Annotated in this window: 16 protein-coding genes and 1 pseudogene; 4 read left to right on the plus strand and 13 right to left on the minus strand. The window is 56.5% G+C overall.

Features of this window, described 5'->3' with window-relative positions; genetic code table 11:
* Positions 1-5 precede the first annotated feature (5 nt).
* Positions 6-503: pseudogene (gene yfcE, locus NH461_RS03950) on the plus strand (phosphodiesterase); the annotation flags it as partial.
* A gap of 237 nt (positions 504-740) precedes the next feature.
* Here yfcE and NH461_RS03955 read toward each other — a convergent pair.
* Both NH461_RS03955 and NH461_RS03960 read right to left on the minus strand, forming a co-directional pair.
* Positions 741-1,022, minus strand: a complete 282-nt coding sequence (locus NH461_RS03955; protein WP_261601972.1) for a SelT/SelW/SelH family protein — start codon at positions 1,020-1,022, stop codon at positions 741-743.
* Positions 1,023-1,043: 21 nt separating this feature from the next.
* Positions 1,044-1,805 carry a sulfite exporter TauE/SafE family protein gene (locus NH461_RS03960; RefSeq protein ID WP_261601973.1) on the minus strand — a complete coding sequence of 254 codons (762 nt, stop codon included), beginning with the start codon at positions 1,803-1,805 and terminating at the stop codon, positions 1,044-1,046.
* 228 nt (positions 1,806-2,033) lie between these two features.
* On the opposite strand from NH461_RS03960, the gene focA reads away from it, so the two are divergent.
* Positions 2,034-2,885 (plus strand): formate transporter FocA, encoded by an 852-nt coding sequence (gene focA / locus NH461_RS03965; RefSeq protein WP_261601974.1) that lies wholly within the window; start codon positions 2,034-2,036, stop codon positions 2,883-2,885.
* A gap of 57 nt (positions 2,886-2,942) precedes the next feature.
* Here focA and pta read toward each other — a convergent pair whose 3' ends face one another.
* Positions 2,943-5,081 carry a phosphate acetyltransferase gene (pta, locus tag NH461_RS03970; RefSeq protein ID WP_261602824.1) on the minus strand — a complete coding sequence of 713 codons (2,139 nt, stop codon included), beginning with the start codon at positions 5,079-5,081 and terminating at the stop codon, positions 2,943-2,945.
* Positions 5,082-5,267: 186 nt separating this feature from the next.
* On the minus strand, positions 5,268-6,464 hold the full coding sequence (locus NH461_RS03975; protein WP_261601975.1) for an acetate kinase: 1,197 nt from the start codon (positions 6,462-6,464) through the stop codon (positions 5,268-5,270).
* A gap of 336 nt (positions 6,465-6,800) precedes the next feature.
* Between NH461_RS03975 and yfbV the strand changes: the two genes are divergently transcribed.
* Positions 6,801-7,253 carry a terminus macrodomain insulation protein YfbV gene (gene yfbV / locus NH461_RS03980; protein WP_261601976.1) on the plus strand — a complete coding sequence of 151 codons (453 nt, stop codon included), beginning with the start codon at positions 6,801-6,803 and terminating at the stop codon, positions 7,251-7,253.
* A gap of 155 nt (positions 7,254-7,408) precedes the next feature.
* On the opposite strand, the gene NH461_RS03985 is transcribed toward yfbV, so the two are convergent.
* From NH461_RS03985 to NH461_RS04025, 9 genes are all read right to left on the minus strand, one after another.
* A complete protein-coding gene (locus tag NH461_RS03985; RefSeq protein ID WP_261601977.1) occupies positions 7,409-7,711 on the minus strand; it encodes a DUF6172 family protein in 303 nt (100 codons plus the stop codon).
* 93 nt (positions 7,712-7,804) lie between these two features.
* Positions 7,805-8,599 carry an ABC transporter ATP-binding protein gene (locus NH461_RS03990; protein WP_261601978.1) on the minus strand — a complete coding sequence of 265 codons (795 nt, stop codon included), beginning with the start codon at positions 8,597-8,599 and terminating at the stop codon, positions 7,805-7,807.
* A gap of 9 nt (positions 8,600-8,608) precedes the next feature.
* Positions 8,609-9,544, minus strand: coding sequence for an ABC transporter permease (locus NH461_RS03995; protein WP_261601979.1), 936 nt, complete (start codon positions 9,542-9,544; stop codon positions 8,609-8,611).
* 86 nt (positions 9,545-9,630) lie between these two features.
* Positions 9,631-10,536 (minus strand): ABC transporter substrate-binding protein, encoded by a 906-nt coding sequence (locus NH461_RS04000; protein ID WP_261602825.1) that lies wholly within the window; start codon positions 10,534-10,536, stop codon positions 9,631-9,633.
* Positions 10,537-11,052: 516 nt separating this feature from the next.
* The gene (locus tag NH461_RS04005) at positions 11,053-12,018 is read right to left on the minus strand and encodes a ChaN family lipoprotein (protein ID WP_261601980.1); all 966 of its coding nucleotides are present in this window, start codon (positions 12,016-12,018) and stop codon (positions 11,053-11,055) included.
* 159 nt (positions 12,019-12,177) lie between these two features.
* Complete coding sequence (rlmA, locus tag NH461_RS04010) at positions 12,178-12,993, minus strand: 23S rRNA (guanine(745)-N(1))-methyltransferase (RefSeq protein WP_261601981.1); 816 nt, start codon at positions 12,991-12,993, stop codon at positions 12,178-12,180.
* A gap of 103 nt (positions 12,994-13,096) precedes the next feature.
* Complete coding sequence (locus NH461_RS04015) at positions 13,097-14,371, minus strand: sigma-54-dependent transcriptional regulator (RefSeq protein ID WP_261601982.1); 1,275 nt, start codon at positions 14,369-14,371, stop codon at positions 13,097-13,099.
* Positions 14,358-16,721 (minus strand): ATP-binding protein, encoded by a 2,364-nt coding sequence (locus NH461_RS04020; protein WP_261601983.1) that lies wholly within the window; start codon positions 16,719-16,721, stop codon positions 14,358-14,360. The genes NH461_RS04015 and NH461_RS04020 overlap by 14 nt, the downstream gene beginning before the upstream one ends.
* A gap of 441 nt (positions 16,722-17,162) precedes the next feature.
* Complete coding sequence (locus NH461_RS04025) at positions 17,163-17,663, minus strand: YfbU family protein (RefSeq protein ID WP_261601984.1); 501 nt, start codon at positions 17,661-17,663, stop codon at positions 17,163-17,165.
* 273 nt (positions 17,664-17,936) lie between these two features.
* On the opposite strand from NH461_RS04025, the gene NH461_RS04030 reads away from it, so the two are divergent.
* On the plus strand, positions 17,937-18,593 hold the full coding sequence (locus NH461_RS04030; protein ID WP_261601985.1) for an energy-coupling factor ABC transporter permease: 657 nt from the start codon (positions 17,937-17,939) through the stop codon (positions 18,591-18,593).
* Positions 18,594-18,601 lie beyond the last annotated feature (8 nt).

The raw sequence follows: 18,601 nt of genomic DNA on the forward strand, positions 1-18,601 counted from the left end.
CCCCGATGAAATTATTTTTTGCCTCCGATCTTCACGGCTGTGCCGACAGCACCCGGATGATGTTGACCGCCTTTGCGCAAAGTGGCGCTGATCACCTGATCTTGCTGGGGGATTTGCTCAATCACGGTCCGCGTAATCCCTTGCCGGCCGGATATGCCCCGACTGAGACGGCGGCGCTGCTGAATCAGTATGCCGATCGCATTATTGCGGTACGGGGCAACTGCGACAGCGAAGTGGATCAGATGCTGCTCGATTTTCCGATGATGGCGGATTATAACCAGGTGTTACTGGCCGATGGCCGCCGCCTGTTCCTGACCCATGGTCATCTTTACAATGCTGAGAAACATCCCAAACTGCGGGCCGGGGATGTGATTGTCTCCGGTCATACTCACCTGCCGGTGGCAGAGCAGAAAGAAGACCTGTACCTGCTGAATCCGGGCTCGGTCACCATTCCGCGGGGCGAGCATCCGGCGAGTTATGGTCTGCTTGAAAGCGGGGATCTGCTTGAAAGCGGCGGTTTGCTGGAAAGCGGGGATCTGCTTGAAAGCGGCAGTTTACTGGAAAGCGGCGGCCCATCAGAGAACAGCACACGACCAGAAAACAGCACCCTGAAAGTGGTGTCGTTTGAGGGCGAGGTGCTGCGCCAGGTTGCTTTAGTTTAGGGAAAGGCCTAACAAAAGGCGGATAAGGCGGAAGATCCGCCTTATCCGTGTTGAGTGCTGGGCGGATAGGCCGCAGTGTCAGGACGTCCGGTCAACATGCCCCAGATCCCGCTCGGGATCGATGATATCCCGGATCCGCTGCTTGAGCTGCTTGGCGTCCGGGAATCCGCCGTCCGCTTTCCGCTCCCAGATCCGCTGTTGATTACAGAAAATTTCAAACCGGCCGCCGGTGTCCGGATGCAGACTCAGGGTGTCGATTTCCTCGCTGAAGGTATGGAGCAGCTCCTGAGCCATCCAGGATGAGCGCAGCATCCAGTTACACTGGCGGCAGTAGTAAATGTCGATATGAGCTTTGGTCATTTCCGCAAATCTCCGTTTTTATCAAAATCCAATCAATAACTTCAAGCCGATCAAAAACGTCAGGGTTTCAAAACAGCGTTTGATCAGGGTATTACTTTTCCGGCTGGCCAGATGCGCGCCAAGATAACCGCCCAGCAAGGAGCCGGCCAGTAAAATCGGCAACCAGGGCCAGTAAATCTCGGCCCCGGCGAGATACATGGCAGCGGCGCCGATGCCGTTCCAAAACAGACCGACACTGATCATTGTCAGGGCGACGGCCTGCTTGTAGTCAAACCCGAACCAGCGGATCAGAAACAGGGTGACAAACAATCCGCTGCCGGCGGTGAGGGAGCCGTTGAGTACGCCGATGGCCGCCAGACCAATGCCACCAAGGAGCATCCCACGGGTATCCCGGTGGCGTGGTTGGGCATGCTGGCCGAGGCTGGATTTGGTTACCGAATAAAGGCCCAGCCCGAGGATCAGCAGGCCGAGCGCGGCTTCGGCTTGTCGCCCCGGCACAAACAGGATCAGATTCGCCCCGGCAATGACGCCAGCCATCCCGGCCAGGATCACAAAGCCGGTCAGCCGCCAGTCGAGCTGACCGCCGCGCAGATGTTTGACGGCGGCCCCGAGGCCCAGGGCCACACTGGCCACTTTGTGGGTTGCCAGGGCGATGGCAAACGGCAGTCCGAGAAAAATCAGCAGTGGAAACTGGATCAGACCGGCGCCGCCGCCGGACAGCGATGCCAGGGTATTGGAGATCAGCGAGCCGAGAAGCAGCCCCAGCGTATTGAGTAAGTCCATGGATATTCGTGCAACCTGCATCCTGCAAAGAGACTCACCATAACGGCTTTTGGTGCCGGGATCTAGCGCCGGACCATGACTGGATTCGAAATGCTCAATTGCTCGAAATAGACGAGTGATAAATTCGTATATATCGAGGTTTTATTGATCTCGCTGCTTGAATGCCCGTGGGTTTCCGGTCACGATCGCGCTCACATTTTTTACGAACCATGAGTGTCGGGTTTTTCTATGTATCAGAATCAGTTTGATGCGCTGCTGCCGCCCCAGATGGCCGAGCGCGCGGCGGAAATTGGGGTCAGCAAGGCGACCAAAGACCCGGTGAAATCATTGTTGCTGGCGATCACAGCCGGTATGCATATCGGGATTGCGTTTGTGTTTTATACCACGGTGACGACCGGGGCGGAGGAGATGGCCTGGGGGATGTCGCGGTTTGTCGGTGGCCTGGCGTTCAGCCTGGGATTGATCCTGGTGGTGATCACCGGCGGTGAGCTATTCACCAGCTCGGTGCTGACGCTGGTGGCCAGAGCCAGCGGCAAAATCAGCTGGAAAAGCCTGTGTCTGAACTGGGGCGTGGTGTATGTGGGGAACCTGATCGGGGCCTTGCTGCTGGTCGGGATTATGCTGATGACCAAGCAGTACCTGTCGGCAGACGGGGCGGTGGGGATTAATGCCATGCAGATCGCCCAGCATAAACTGCACCATGAGTTCTGGCAGGCGGTGGCCCTGGGAGTGATGTGTAACGTGCTGGTTTGCGTGGCGGTGTGGATGACTTTCAGTGGCCGGACCCTGACCGATAAAATTCTGGTGATGATCCTGCCGGTCGCTATGTTTGTCTCTTCCGGCTTTGAGCACTGTATTGCCAACATGTTCCAGGTACCGATGGCGATCGGGATCAAGCACCTGGCGGGTCCTGAATTCTGGCAGATGAGCGGGATGAGTCCGGCAGATTTCGCCGACTTGACGCTGGGCCATTTTATCGTCAATAACCTGATCCCGGTGACGCTCGGTAACATTATCGGCGGCGGTATTTTTGTCGGGATGGGGTACTGGATCATCTATCTGCGGGGCCATCAGCGCTGAGCAAAAAAAACGCCCCCGCATGTTGCGGGGGCGTTTTCGTTGGTCGCAAGCTGTGGATTAAGCGTTGGCTTGCTCAGCTTGTTTGGCCTGGATCGCAGTCAGGGCGACGGTGTAGACGATATCGTCAACCAGGGCACCACGAGACAGGTCGTTGACCGGTTTGCGCATGCCTTGCAGCATTGGACCGATGGAAACCAGGTCAGCAGAACGTTGTACCGCTTTATACGTGGTGTTCCCTGTGTTCAGGTCCGGGAAGACGAACACGGTCGCTTTACCGGCAACCGGCGAGTTCGGTGCTTTCGAAGCGGCGACGTTTTCCATGATGGCGGCGTCGTACTGCAGCGGACCATCGATGATCAGATCCGGACGTTTTTCCTGCGCAATGCGCGTTGCTTCACGGACTTTATCGACGTCTGCACCTTTACCAGATGTACCGGTCGAGTAAGAGATCATCGCGACGCGTGGCTCAATGCCGAACGCCTTGGCAGAGTCCGCAGACTGAATCGCGATTTCAGCCAGTTGCTCTGCGTTTGGATCCGGGTTGATCGCACAGTCACCGTAGACCAGTACTTGGTCTGGCAGCAGCATGAAGAATACAGAAGAAACGATAGATGCATCCGGTGCCGTTTTGATGATCTGGAACGGCGGCACGATGGTATTGGCTGTGGTATGAACCGCACCAGAAACCAGGCCGTCTACTTCATCGTTTTCCAGCATCATGGTGCCCAGGAAGACTGAGTCTTGCAGCTTCTCGCGGGCAACGACTTCGGTCATGCCTTTGGCGCCACGCAGCTCAACCAGACGTGCAACATAGTTTTCACGGACTTCATCAGAGTTGATGATCGTAACGCCGGCACCAAGGGTCACCCCTTGCTGTTCAGCAACACGCTTGATCTCTTCCGGATTACCCAGCAGGACACACTCGGCGATACCGCGCTCGGCACAGATTGCCGCTGCTTTTACGGTACGTGGCTCATCACCTTCCGGCAGCACAACGCGCTTGGCCGCAGCACGGGCAAACTCAGTCAGCTGGTAACGGAACGCTGGTGGGCTCAGGCGACGCTCACGGGTTGAACCTTCAGACAGGGACTCAATCCACTGGCCGTCGATGTGGCTGGCCATGTACTCGTTCACCAGCTCAACACGCTCTTTGTCGTCGGCCGGAACTTCCAGGCTGAAGCTTTGCAGGTTCAGTGAGGTCTGCCAGGTGTTGCCTTGGGCGGTCATCACTGGCAGGCCGGTCTTGAAGGCGCGCTCACACAGATCCATCACAGGTTTCGGCAGCTCGTAGCCGCCGGTCAGCAGCAGGGCACCGATTTCAACACCGTTCATTGCAGCCAGACATGCCGCGACGATGACGTCAGGACGGTCGGCAGACGTGACCAGCAGTGAGCCCGGACGGAAGTGCTCAACCATGTGCGGGATCGAGCGGGCACAGAAAGTGATGCTCTTGATACGGCGGGTTTTGATTTCACCTTCGTTGATGATTTCAGCATTCAGGTGATGCGCGATGTCAGTCGAGCGTGTTGCGATCAGCTCAGCACTCCAAGGTGCACAACCCAGGACACGGATCGGGCTGGAGTTGAACACTTGCATCACTTCAACGTGCGTCGGTACCGTGGCTTCGGCATCGTCAAAGATTTCAGACAGGTCCGGACGGGTGCGGCCCGCAGCATCAACCGGTGCGTTCAGTTTGTTGACGATGACGCCGGCAATGTGCTTGTTCTTGATGCCGCCGAAGTTCGAGCAAGCGACTTCGATACGCTCTTTCAGCTGTGACGGGTTGTCAGTGCCAGGGGCAACAACGAACACGATCTCAGCATCCAGTGTTTTGGCGATTTCGTAGTTGATCTGGTTGGCAAACGGGTGTTTGCGGGTCGGAACCAGACCTTCAATCAGTGTCACTTCCGCGCTGGCCGTGGCTTCTTTGAAACGCGCCACGATATCTTCCAGCAGCACATCGCTCTGATCGTTACGGATCAGCTCTTCGGCACGGGCCATTGAGAAAGACTCAGCCACTTTCATATCGCTGTTGGCAGTGATGATCGCGGTGGTCAGATCCGGCTGCTCACCACCGTGACGTGGCTGGGCAATTGGCTTGAAGAAAGAAACACGAACGCCTTTGCGTTCCATGGCACGAAGGACACCCAGGCTGACACTGGTCAGACCAACTCCGGCGCCAACCGGAACAAGCATAATAGTACGGGACACTATAGATTCCTCAACGATTCAGGAAACAATCGTGCTGTTCAATAACGATGGGCCACCGGTATTGGACAGCACCTCAAAATGTGGACACCCGGGGCAGAACGCGATCCGTTCCGGTCGGGTGATGTGAAAACGGCCGGCCCAGGCCAGCCGCTTTCGAACTTGCGTCGCGAATTAGATTTCAGCCAGACGAGCTGTATCTTCGGCGATGATCAGTTCTTCGTTGGTTGAAACAACCATAGCAGGAACACGGCTGTTGGCAGTGGTGATCACACCTTCGCCACCGAAGCGGGCTTTCAGGTTCGCTTCGCTGTCAACTTCAACACCCAGGATCGCCAGACGGTTCAGGACCATCTCACGGATAGGGGCAGAGTTCTCACCGATACCGCCAGTGAACGTGATGGCGTCCAGACGGCCATCCAGCGTTGCAGTGTAGCCTGCAACGTATTTCGCCAGGCGGTGACAGAACACGTCCATTGCACGCGTTGCTTCTTCTTTCTCACCGTAGTTGTCTTCAACGAAACGGCAGTCAGACGTCACTTCAGTCAGACCTTGCAGGCCAGACTCTTTGGTCAGCATGGTGTTGATTTTCTCAACAGAGTAGCCCAGCGTGTCGTGCAGGTGGAAGATGATCGCCGGATCGATGTCACCACAACGGGTGCCCATCACCAGACCTTCCAGTGGTGTCAGACCCATCGAGGTGTCAACAGACTTGCCGTTCTTGATTGCACAGACAGATGCGCCGTTACCCAGATGGCAGTTGATGATGTTCAGCTCTGCTTCTGGCTTGTTCAGCAGTTTTGCAGTTTCGCGCGTGATGAACAGGTGAGAAGTACCGTGCATACCGTAACGACGGATAGCGTGATCTTTGTACAGGCTGTACGGCAGCGCGTACAGGTAAGCTTCTTCCGGCATGGTCTGGTGGAACGCCGTGTCGAATACAGCAACGTTTTTCAGAGCAGGGAAAGCTTTCTGAGCCGCTTTGATACCAATGATGTGCGCTGGGTTGTGCAGTGGCGCCAGCGTTGCACAATCTTCGATACCGTTCAGGACAGTTTCGTCGATCAGGGCAGATTGGGTGAATTTCTCGCCGCCGTGAACGACACGGTGGCCGATGGCTGCCAGGTTTTCTGCCAGCTCAGGCTTAGAAGCCAGGATAGTTTCAACCATGAATTTCAGGGCTTCTTCGTGCGCTGCACCTTCACCTAGTTGCGCTTCGTGTTTGCCGTCAAGTTTCCACTTGATACGGGCTTCAGGAAGGTGCAGACATTCTGCCAGACCTGTCAGATGCTCATCACCAGAGACCGCATCAACAACAGCGAATTTAAGCGAAGAACTACCGCAGTTAAGAACTAAAACCAGCTTAGACATGAGAGTGACTACCTATAATCTGTCTGAAAGTTGATATTCAACTGAATAAAAATTACCCATAGGATAGACGACTTTCATAGCAGTCGACCTAACCTGGGTCAAATTCGTGTTATGTCCGTATTGGCGAGAATTGAGAACCCCCACACTTCCGACCATCCTTGGAGGTTTGCCTCAGGTTGCCATAACGGTGATTACAGGCAACAATTAGTTTAGGCGCGCCTAGGATAGCGATTGTTACGCAATATAACAAAAAGATTTTTAGAAAATTTTAATTTCAATCAAGTTTGTTCTTACTATATTTTAATATTTATAGATTTTTTTGAGTTTTGGTGGTTTATGAGTCAAAAAAAATCGATCTGGCGCTCTTTTCAAAATGGCCAGCAGTACATGGCGATCTGGCCGATGCGAAAAGAACTGGCGGTGATGTTCCCGGAGCCGCGGTACATCCAGGCCACGAAGTTTGCGACCCGGGTGATGCCGGCCGTTGCGGTGATGAGTGTGCTCAGTCAGATGGCGTTCAACAATTACGACGCGTTGCCGCAGGCGATTGCAGTGGCGTTGTTTGCACTGAGTATGCCGTTGCAGGGGCTGTGGTGGCTCGGCAGGCGCAGCCGGACCCAGTTGCCGCCGTCTCTGGTGACCTGGTACCGGGAGCTGCATGAGAAGATCACAAGCGAGGGGTATGCCCTGCAGCCGATGAAAGCGCGGCCGCGTTACCTGGAGCTGGCCCAAGTGCTGAACCGGGCGTTCAAGCAACTGGATAAAACCGCGCTGGAGCGCTGGTTTTAAGGCCAGTGATGTCAGAATGCTGTTTTGAAGGCTGTGAGCCACTGTTGGCGCAGCAAGCTCTAACCCGAGCTTAAAATCCCGAGCTTAGAATCCAGGCATAAAAAAAGTAGCCGCCGGGCTACTTTTTTTATGCTTCACTGGGACCGTCGGGGCCATTATTCGTCGTCACCGACGATTTTCTTCTGGCGCACGCCCGGCTTGGCCAGGATCTCCAGGTAGAAGGAAGTCAGGGTCAGGGATTCGGCTTCATCAATGCACTTATTGATTTCCTTGACGTGAATTACCTTTGCTTCCTGCTCGGTATGGCCGAATCGACAGTCAAAATCCCAATAGTCCGCGCCCGCAGGCAGCGCTTTACGGCGCTCCCGCTTGAGGTACTTCTTCACTTCGTACTTAACCGCTTCTACAACACGCGGAACTGCTTTCTTGGGGTGAGTTAAAGCAAATGTCTTTTTCATCGTCTTCCTAAAATAAAAAGGCCCGGTCCGGCCGGGCACGATGCGCATCATACTGGAATTTACCCGCAGCGGCTAACCCTGTGTGCGTCGGGGCTAACTGAGCAGCAGGCTGTCGTCGGCCAGCTCTTCGCCACGCACTTTGCTGAACATTTCCAGCAGGTGCTTGACGTCCAGTTGCGCGCGCTCTTCACCGTCAACATCCAGCACAATCTCACCCTGGTGCAGCATCACGGTGCGATCGCCATAGGCGAGGGCATCTTTCATCGAGTGGGTAACCATCATCACGGTGAGATCAAATTCCGTGACCACTTTCTGGGTCAGGGCCAGCACGAAGGCTGCCATGCGCGGATCCAGCGCCGCGGTGTGCTCATCGAGCAGCAGCAGTTTGCTGTCGGCCAGCGTCGCCATTACCAGGCTGACCGCCTGGCGCTGGCCGCCGGAGAGCAGGCCGATGTTGTCCCCGAGGCGATCTTCCAGCCCCAGACCAAGAATGCTGATCCGCTCCTGGAACAGCTTGCGGCGTTTTGAGGACAGGGCCATTTTCCAGCTGCGGCGGCTGCCGCGCTTATAGGCCAGGGCCATATTTTCCTCGATGGTCAGTGAGCCGCAGGTGCCGGCCAGCGGATCCTGAAACACCCGCGCCGCGTATTGGGCGCGCTGATGCACCGACTGGGGCGTCACGTCGATATTATCGATCAGCACCTGGCCGCCGACCATCGGCGTCTCGCCGCTGACGGCTCCGAGCAGGGTTGATTTACCGGCGCCGTTAGAGCCGATCACGGTGACAAACTGCTTCTCGGGCACGGTCATCGAAATGCCCTTCAGCGCCTGGTTTTCCAGAATGGTCCCTTCGTTGAAGGTGACGCGAATATCATTGAGCTCTATCATTTTTCACCTTCACTGTGGTTCAGCCAGCTTTTTTGTGCGGGCCGGTTGCTTGCTCTTGCGCTTGATGCGGGTTTTCATTTTCGGGGCGATCAGGGCGACAGCCACCAGCAGGGCGGTGATCAGGTTCAGATCGGAGGCCTGCAGGCCGAACATGCCGCTGCTCAGGGCAAAGGCCACAGCGAGGCGATACAGCACAGAGCCGAGGATCACCGCAACCACCGCGACCCAGATCTTGCGGCCGGGGATCAGGGTTTGTCCCAGGATCACCGCTGCCAAGCCGACCACGATGGTCCCGACCCCGGAGGTGACATCAGCAAAGCTGTTGGTCTGGGCAAACAGCGCGCCGGAGAAACCGACCAGGCCGTTGGACAGCGCCAGGCCAAAATAGGTGTACAGGGCTGTGTTACCGCCCTGCGCGCTGACCATACGGCTGTTGACGCCGGTGGCACGTAGACCGAGGCCGAAATCACTGCCGAGCAGACGGGTGATGAGCCAGCCACTGCCGATCACCAGGGCCAGTACCACCAGCAGGCGAATCAGGCTGGGATCGAGTCCGGCATCAAAGGCCAGCATTTCGAACGGGGTGAACAGGGTATCTTCCCCCAGCAGTGCCAGATTCGGACGGCCCATGATCCGAATGTTGATCGAGAACGCGGCGATCATGGTGAGGATACTGGCCAGCAAGTGCAGAATACCGCAGCGAATGGCAAGGAAGGCGGTCACCAGACCGCACAGGCCGCCAGCCAGAATGGCCAGCAAGGTGGCGGTCCAGGGATCGATCCCGGCGACGATGGCGGTGGCAGCCACGGCAGCGCCCATCGGGAAACTGCCGTCAACGGTCAGATCAGGGAAATCCAGGACCCGGAAAGTCAGGTAGACCCCGAGGGCGACCAATCCGTAGACCAGGCCGATTTCCAGGGTACCCAGCAAGGCAAAGAAAGACATCCATATTCTCCTTGTCTTTGTATTTCTGTAGGGCTGAGCAGGAACCCGCCAGCGGCATGGCTCCTGCTATCAGATCGTCCCTGCGGTTAGTTGGCGACGGACGTCGCACGTGTCAGCACGGATTCCGGGAAGGTGAACCCGAGCTTTTTCGCTGCTTTCTGGTTCAGGGCCAGGTCTGAGCCTTTGGCGACGCGGACCGGCAGATCAGCGACCTTCTTGCCTTTGAGCAGGGCATCCACATACTCCGCGGTCTGGACTCCGACCTGGTAGTAGTCAAAGCCCAGCGCGGCCAGCGCACCGTTTTCGATGTAGGTGGTCGAGGCGCCGACAATTGGCTTATTGGCTTGGTTGGCCGCATTGACCAGGCCGTCAATGGCACTGGCGACGGTGTTATCGGTCGGGGCGTAAATCACATCAGCCTTGGCGGCGACAATCTGCGCGGCAGACTGGACATCGGCACTCTTGAGCGCAGTGCCTTCAACGACTTCCAGCCCTTTGGCGTGGGCGGCTTCACGCAGCAGCTCGACCAGGGCAACCGCATTGGCTTCGCCCGGGTTGAAGACCACCCCGATCCGTTTGGCATCAGGCAGCAGCTCTTTCATCAGATCGACATGCTGGGCGACCGGCGACAGATCGGACAGGCCGGTCACGTTGCGTTGGGGGTGGTTCATATCTTTCACCAGCTTGGCCCCGAGCGGATCGGTGACGGCGGTAAATACCACCGGAATCGAACGGGTGGCGGCAGCCAGCGCTTGCGCGGTTGGCGTGGCAATACCGACCAGCACATCCGGTCGTTCACCGACAAACTGCTTGGCAATCTGGACGGCGATCGCCGGGTTGCCCTGGGCGGTCTGATAAGTAAATTCGAGGTTTTCACCTTCGACATAGCCTTTTTGTTTCAGGCCGTCTAAAAGACCATTGCGCGCAGCATCAAGTGCCGGATGTTCAACAATTTGCGATACCGCCACTTTGGCGACGTCGGCGAGTGCCATGGGCGCGGTCAGGGCCAGGGACGTGGCAACACAGGCGGCAGTAAATAGTTTATTTATCGGATTTTTCTTGAATTCCATCTCACAAGCTCCTTGCCAGGTAATGTAGTACGGCGCGGGGGAATAGCGTGGTTATAAAGTGGGTTCCCTCGGAATATTGTTTTAGCGCAATGTGGAAAGAAAGAACATCTATATTTTAACAAAAATTAAACAAATATCAGGGCGTTTATGCTGCTCAGTGTTTTTGGAGTGAATAATCTGGCTAATGATAAATTGAATTACAGTTCATTTTTCGAACAAACGTTAAAGCCGTGGTTGAATATTCTTATTTGGAATTTGTCGGGTGATCCGGCCCGGCTTTGCTGCCCTTAGTGGGAAACCTGCGGCTTGGCAAGATTTGTTATGCAATGGATGGATTAATCAGCCAGGCTTATCCGGCCAGGGCGATGTGTTGAATGTCAGAATAACCGCAGGTAGGCAGCCTGCGGCCAGATGGACAAGGGTCAGCTTGCCATAGGATTAGCGGGCGGGTTGCGCCGGATAGCATTGGAGCGAGTCATTGCGGCGATGGATCTGGCCCATGGCCGCCATCATTTTGTCCTGATCGACATAAGCCGTCGGCAGCGGCTGCAGGGTGATCTGGTAGTCGGGTGCCTGGGCATTCCACTCCGTTTGTGCGGTGATCGGGGTGACCATCACCACGTTCAGATTTGGGTTCCGTGACTGAATTCGTGAGGCGGTGCCCAGCCCCTCGGCGATGTGGAACCGTCCGGCAATATGCATGATTTGTTTGCCCGGGTGGCGTGCCAGGTAGTTCACCATACTCTCGGCCATGGTGTCGTCCCAGGTGGTTTGCGCCGCAAACTGACGGCGGGTTTTGGCTTCATCACCATGGTGCATCGAGGCGTTGAACTTCTCGAGGTAGGCATCAGGGGTCAGGGTCAGGGACCGGGCCACCCACGGGCGCTCGTTCGCCGGCAGGCGGTCGAGATAGTCGGGGCCGAACTTGCCGATGCAACGGACAATCGATTTAGGGGCATTGGCTGCGATCACATCCAGTTGATGTTGCTTGGCAAATTCCACCAGCGGGCGGTAGCTGCCGGTATAGTTGGGCCAGGCATTGCCTTCTTGGATCAGGGTTTTCTCGCCAATTTCGCCGGCCAGGTACTGGTTGACCACGGTTTGCTTATCCCGGCTGAACTGCTCCATCGACAGGGCCAGGTTCGGGCTCTGGGCATACAGGGCGGCAAACAGCCGGGTTTGCATCAAGTGTGCGCCCGGATGGCCGTGCCATTCACCGACCAGAATGATGTCGGCGTTCTGCAGTGCCTGGGCCAGCTCCGGCAGGGTCAGTGCCGCGCCCTGCGGTGAGGTGATGCTGTAATCGTAAAACGTCTGCGGGAGCGGAGTGGTGGGCGTCGCCGCTGGCTCTGTACTGCAACCGAACAGGAAGCCTGCCAGTCCGAGGGAAAGCCATTTTTTCATGAGATCACCATTGGGGTTAAAAGCGCAGGTAACGGACTGCGGGAACAGGTGTTTGCTGCAATAACTGTAGACGGGGCGGGATCATAAAGGAGAAAAAAATGGAACGCAATCGAAGTGAGAATTATTTTCAAAAGGGGCCAAAGCCCCTTGTCGATAGGCTTACTGTTTGCGATACACCCGGATCATAAAGTCGGTCTCACACGGGAAGTCTGTGCTGGCTGCCAGCTGTTGCCACACGGCGTCGCTGGTTTTCCAAGCGAACGGGGTCATCTGCATTAGGGCAGTTGCCGCTTCCCCGGACAGGCTCAGCGTATCGTGCAGTTGCTGCTCCTCGACCAGGGTAAAACCGTCGAGCTGCTCCGGCGCCACATCGTGCAGCCGTACTTCATCGTAAATCAGTGCTTTGAGCTGGTACAGGTGGCGCGCAGCCGGGGTGACCGTCAGCACAATGCCGCCGCTGTTGAGGGTACGTTTGAGCTCTTCGGCCTTGCAGGGGGCGTAAATTCGGACGATGCCGTCCAGCGAGTCCTCGGCAAACGGCAGCCGGTGGCTGGAAGCGACGCAGAAATGACAGGCCGGATAGCGCTTGGCGGCATAGCGCACTGCGACTTTGGAAATATCCAGACCGTGGACTTCAAGGCCGGGGTGGCCGACGGCCTCAGCGGTAAACCCGGCGGTGTAGTAACCTTCACCGCAGCCGATATCCAGCAGCCGGACATTGTTGGCCGGCAGGTGGCGGGCCAGCTGGGCGATCACCGCTTCGCGGAGCGGGGCGTAGTAGCCGGCTTCCAGGAACTGGCGCCGTGCCTGCATCATTTCTTTATTGTCACCCGGATTTTTCGAGCTCTTATGGTGCGCCGGCATCAGGTTGACATAACCTTCTTTGGCCTGGTCAAACTGGTGATTGTTGTGGCAGCGCCACTGGTTGCCCTCAGAACTGAGGGGAGCGTGGCATAAAGGGCATTGGTAAGACATGGGGAAAACCGGGGATGATAAACACAGCCGCCATTGTAATCACCCGCCCCCCGTGCTGCAAGCCGGAGGGCGGGTTGGTCCGGTGCTGTTGCCCCGGGGGTGTTTAGTTGGTGCGAACCTTGTATTCGGCTTTGTCGAGGTTGTGTTTTTTCATTCTCAGATACAGCTTTTTACGCGGGATCTGGAGATAGTTGGAGACATCGTTGATCCGCCCGGCAAACAAATAGAGTGCATCTTCAATGATCTGCTTCTCGTAGCTGCCGACCAGCTCGTCGAGTGGGCTGCTCATTTGCTCCAGCGGCTTGGTCCGCTCCTGGCCTGCCAGTTTGACGATCCCGATGGCGTACAGCTCGGCGACGTTTTTCAGCTCCAGCACATTGCCCGGCCATTCATAGCGGCTGAGGGTGTTGAGGTAGGCTTTGTCGATCGACGGCACAGCCTTGCTGAGCTTCTGGCAGCTCTGTTTCAGGAAATGGCGGAACAGCGGAATAATGTCGCAGTTACGTTGTTTCAGAGACGGGAGCTGGAAGCGGATCTGGCTGAGGAAATAGAACAACTCCGGCAACAGTTTGTCTTGCTCGACCTGGGCTTCCGGGGTGCCTTCGACCACGGCCAGCACCCGGACTTCTTTCTTGTTCAGTCGCTCCTGCTCCAACAGGAAACGGCAGAGCCATTTTTGGGTCTCCTGCGGCATATCCTGCGGATGCATCAGGCACAGGCTGCCGCCGCGGGCGGCGATCATACTGCGCTGGAGATCGGCGGTACACTGGATTGAGTCCCCGGCGGTGGTGAGATAGGGACCGTCGCAGAGCTCACTTTTCTGGTGCAGCAAGCGGGCCACGGTATGGCGGCCGACCCCGTGCGACCCTTCGATCAGCACATCTTTGGTGGTCAGGGCGACTTCGGTAATTTGCTCGCGCAGCCGGACCATCAGCGGACTGTCGCCAATCAGCAACTCGGCGGTGCTCTGGGTCAGGCTGGCGCGCTGGTCGATCTGCTGCTGGCGTATCGGCAGGTGCTTGTCCAGCAAGGCCAGCAGCTCATTGGGCTGGAGCGGCTTTTGCAGAAAATCGAGCGCGCCCTTTCTGACCGCATCCACCGCCATCGGGATATCGCCGTGGCCGGTGATCATGATGACTGGCAAATCCGGATCGAGGGCCTTGATTTGCGCCAGTAGCTCCATGCCGCTCAGGCCCGGCATGTACATATCGGTGACAATCACGCCCGGCCAGTTTCTGTTCAGCATGTTCATGACCAGGGTTGGATCGGTGATCGCACAGGCTTTGTAGCCGGAGATTTCCAGCAGCTGTTGGTAAGCATCAACGACATCTTGATCGTCATCGATGACCAGGACTTCAATATCGTTATTTATTGTCATAGCAGTTTAACTCCAACACGACCAATGCACCGCCCTGAAGGTTTGAGGCGAGGTAAATATCCCCTTCCAGGCGGCTCAGAATAGAACGACAGATGCTCAGCCCGAGGCCGAGCCCGACGTCTTTTGTTGTGGTAAAGGGTACAAAAAGTTGTTCGATAATTTCGGCGCTGAAACCATGGCCGCTGTCGCTGACGGCCAGCCGCAATCGTTGCCCGTCACCGGGCAGGGCGAAGACGGTGATGGTACGCTTCGACTCGGCAGCCACGGCATCGCAGCTGTTGACCAGCAGGTTAACCAGCACCTGCTCGAACTGGACCTGATCGGCCAGCACCATCAACTGGGGATCGAGCTCGCTGACGATGGTGGTTTTCTGGACTTTTGCCCGGCTTTCTACAATCAGCGTTGCCTGTTGTAAGGCTTCTTGCAGGTTGACCGGGGCCAGCGGGCTGTTGGCCGACTGCTTCTTGGCAAAATTGCGCAGGCTGGCAATGATCCGCCCCATCCGCGAGGTGAGGTTGTCTATTTTGTCCAGGCTGGCCGGCAGTTGGTCCGAACGGCCTTTTTCCAGCGCGACCCGGGTGGCAAAGACATGGGTTGAAATCGCGCTCAGGGGCTGGTTCAGCTCATGGGCCAGGGAGGTCATGGTCTGACCGACGACGGCCATTTTTGCCGCCTGGATCAGCTCATCCTGCGTGGCCCGCAGATCGGCTTCGATCCGCTTGCGGTCCTCAATTTCAGCGTTGAGCTGGCGGTTGCGGTTGATCAGTGACTGGGTCTTGTCGCGCACCATGTTTTCCAGCCAGCGGGCGGCATTTTCCTGCTCGGAGATATCGGTCATGGTGATGATCACCTTGTCGCTGCTGCCCTGGCTGAACAAGCGAAAATCAAGCCGCAGATAGTGCGTCTTTCCCGAGTGGTGCTCGTGTTTGAGAGTCAGGCTGCAGGCCCCGTTATTGAGCAGCGGGCTGCCGATGGCAAACAGGGCCTGCAGGCGCTGCTGCATGCTGTCACTGAACAGGCTCCAGAGGGTTTGCTGGTCGGGTGTGCTGCGGTAGCGGAACAGCAACTGGGCACTCGGGTTGACCGATTCCACCAGCCCCAGCAGGTTGCAGGTAATAATGCTGGCCTGGGTGTTGTTGATCAGGTTGAGCGCGTTGCTTTGCTGCATTTCCTGCATCTGGCTGCAAAACAGGCGCAGGTTATCGCCCAGCATCCCGATTTCGTCGTCGCCTGAGACTTGCACCTGGGTATCGAGCTGGCCGTTGGCCACCGCGTAGAGATCCTGGGACAGCAGGTTGAGCCGTTTGACGATCCCGCGGCCGACCAGGTAAATCGACAGGATCACGGACAGACAAATCGATAGCAGCATGGTGCCGAACAGGATCAGGTTACTGATGGTGATGGTCCGGTGCGCCTGCTCATTCCGCTGGTGCAATTCCCGGTTTTCCTGCTCGACCATCTGTTGGATCAGGATTTCCTGGTTCGCCAACCGGGTTTGGATCTGATCCTGGTAGCGCGCGATGGTGTTGTGGAGCTCGATATCCTGGCGCAACTGCGTTTCCAGTACCCCGGCCGGGGCGACCAGCAGGATCATCTCCTTGAGCAGCTCACGATAGGAGGTTGAAGCGGTGTAGTGATTGAGGTTTTGGCCAATCTCGTTGATCTCTTTGATTTTGTTACCGACGTAATAGAATGCCTTGCCGAGATCCAGGAGATGACGTTGCTGAATGACCTCCTGGACCAGAAGGTAGAGTTCGTTCTCTTTAATGGTGATGGACTGGATATAAGAAAACTCCGTCGTCACGTCCTTGATGGCTTCCGGACTGAGGGCGTTGGGCACCACGCTGGTCAGCTGCCATTCGACCTCCTGGCGCAGCGGCGCCAGTTCATCGACCAGATCTTTGTGCAGCCACTTGAGGGTGTTTTCGGTCTGGGTGACGGCAAAACGATGGGCATTGCGCTGGTAGAGTAGATCGGCGTAGACCGCGATATCGGCAACCAGGGTCTGGTGCTCGGCCTTGATGGCCTGGTAGTGCTTCAGGTCCGCCGTGTCATGGATAGCGGTACTGATCAAATCCAGTTTGTCGGTGATCGTCTGCTTGAGTGGCCCATGTTGGACCGGGTCGCGGTTGTTGCTCAGGGCATTGAGCGCTGCTTGCAGCCCGGCGGTATTGCGCTCGAGCCGGTAGCTGGTCCAGAGGGCCGGCAGGTTTTTATCGACAATGGCTTTGATCTGGGTGTCCAGGGTGTCCCAGTTGATCACGGCAATCATGCTGACACTGATGGTCAGAAAGGACATAAACGCAATGGCCGTAATGAGCCGGTTCCCGATCGTGTTGCGGATCAGCATGTTGCGCACTTCCCCGGCAGAATCGTCTGCAGGACGACAAAGGGCGCCCGGTTGAGCGGGCGCGACGCCGGCTCGGCAGGCGCACAAAGAATGAAATACGGCGTTGCGAGAAGGGATCGGCTCATGGCTTCCTGCGACTGATTGGGCTCGAAGGGTTCAGAGTGCTCAGCTTACTCTGAAGCATTGATGGCGGTGAAAACAGTTTGGTGAAGTTCAATGCCGTTAGCTATTTTTCGGCCTGCGCCGGAAATGTTGAGTCAAAGTTGACCTGTTTAAAATAAAACTTGGTCAAAGGTCACATTTCCGCACGGGATCGGCGCAGTTTATCGCAGGAGGCGGGGATGAAGGAATCGAAAAATGGGTCAGGAGATGGGGGGAGAGGTGGCACTAACCGGCGCCCAGGCGCCGGTTGATGCGGATAGTGACAGGAGCTGGTGGGGCTCAGGCATTCAAGATTTGCTGGATCTCGGTTGCCGACAGGTGGTACTGGCGCGGACAGTTGCGCCAGGTTTGCAGCATGCGCTGATACTTGTCCTTCATCGGCACCTGGCTGTTGAAATTGTGCTCGGCTTTGTCGAATTGCGGATACAGGCCTTCTTCAGCGGTCAGGAAGCGAACGTAATGGACCAACTGCGACTCGGTGGCGGCATCAAAGCCCAAAAATTGCAGGCGACGGGGATCGATATCCGCTTGCTTGCCTTCGTCCAGCATGTTGTACGATTCCTGCAGCGCGTGATGCATCTCCATATAATCGATGACGAGTCGGCACTCTTCATCAGACAGGCAACCGAAATCTTTATCCAGTTCACGCATCTGCAAGCCGTAGCCGCGCTCGACGATGGTTTGCAGGCGGCGATATTTGGCGGCATTTTCCGGATCCATCTGCGCCATCAGGTTGTACTGGTTGGACAGAATCAGACGTTGCGCGTTGGTCATTTCCATAGTGATAGGCCTTTCATTATCTATTGAGCTGCCATTGAGATTAGCAGGTTGAGGGTAAAAAAAATTGATCTGACTACGGCTTGATGCCGATTTCCCGCCAATTGCAAATGACCGGCGAAAGCTTGTCCAATCGGGCCTGGCGGCGGATTTTTGCCCGGAGAAAAGCCAGTTGTTTTCAGGCAGCGGCGAGAGGTTGTGGCCCATACCAGGGTTAATGGACGGTTAACATGCTGATATACTTCCAGCTTCTCTTTTACAAGGATGTAGATTCGGATGACATGGTTACAGGTTGCCGGCTATCTGATTTGGCTGGTTGTCATGCTGCTCAGTTTTCCCCGCGAGTTCTGGCCGAAGTTTCGCCACGAGAAGGACTATCAGCACCTGGTGCTGGCGACGGTGGTGATCCTGTTCATGCTCTGGGGACTGCGGGCGGGGATCGCGGACGGGCTGCAGGTGCATTTTCTGGCCCTGACCGTCCTGGCGTTGTCTCATGGCTGGCAGATAGCGGCGTTGATAGGTTCGGCAGCGACGGTGCTCATGGCAGCGCTGGGATTTGTGGCCTGGCCGGATATCGGCCTCTATATGCTGACGGGGGTGATGCTCCCGGCGATGTTCAGCTTCGCGGTTTTTTTGCTGAGCTATCGTTTTCTGACCCGGCATCTGTTTGTTTACATCTTTGTGGCCGCCTTTCTCAATGGGGCGCTGACCATGGCGGTGCATCTGTTGTTGACCAGTGGCTGGATGTACTGGAGCGGTGAATACAGCTGGGCCTATATCGTGGACAACTACCTGTCACTGTTGCCGCTGTTGTTATTCCCAGAAGCCTTGTTGAACGGGATGGCCACCACTTTGCTGGTGGTGTACAAACCCGAATGGGTCCGCACCTTCGCTGACCGCGACTATTTAGATCCTTTTAACCACAAGAAATAAGTCGGGCG

Source organism: Photobacterium sp. TY1-4 (genome assembly GCF_025398175.1).
Taxonomy (GTDB): domain Bacteria; phylum Pseudomonadota; class Gammaproteobacteria; order Enterobacterales; family Vibrionaceae; genus Photobacterium.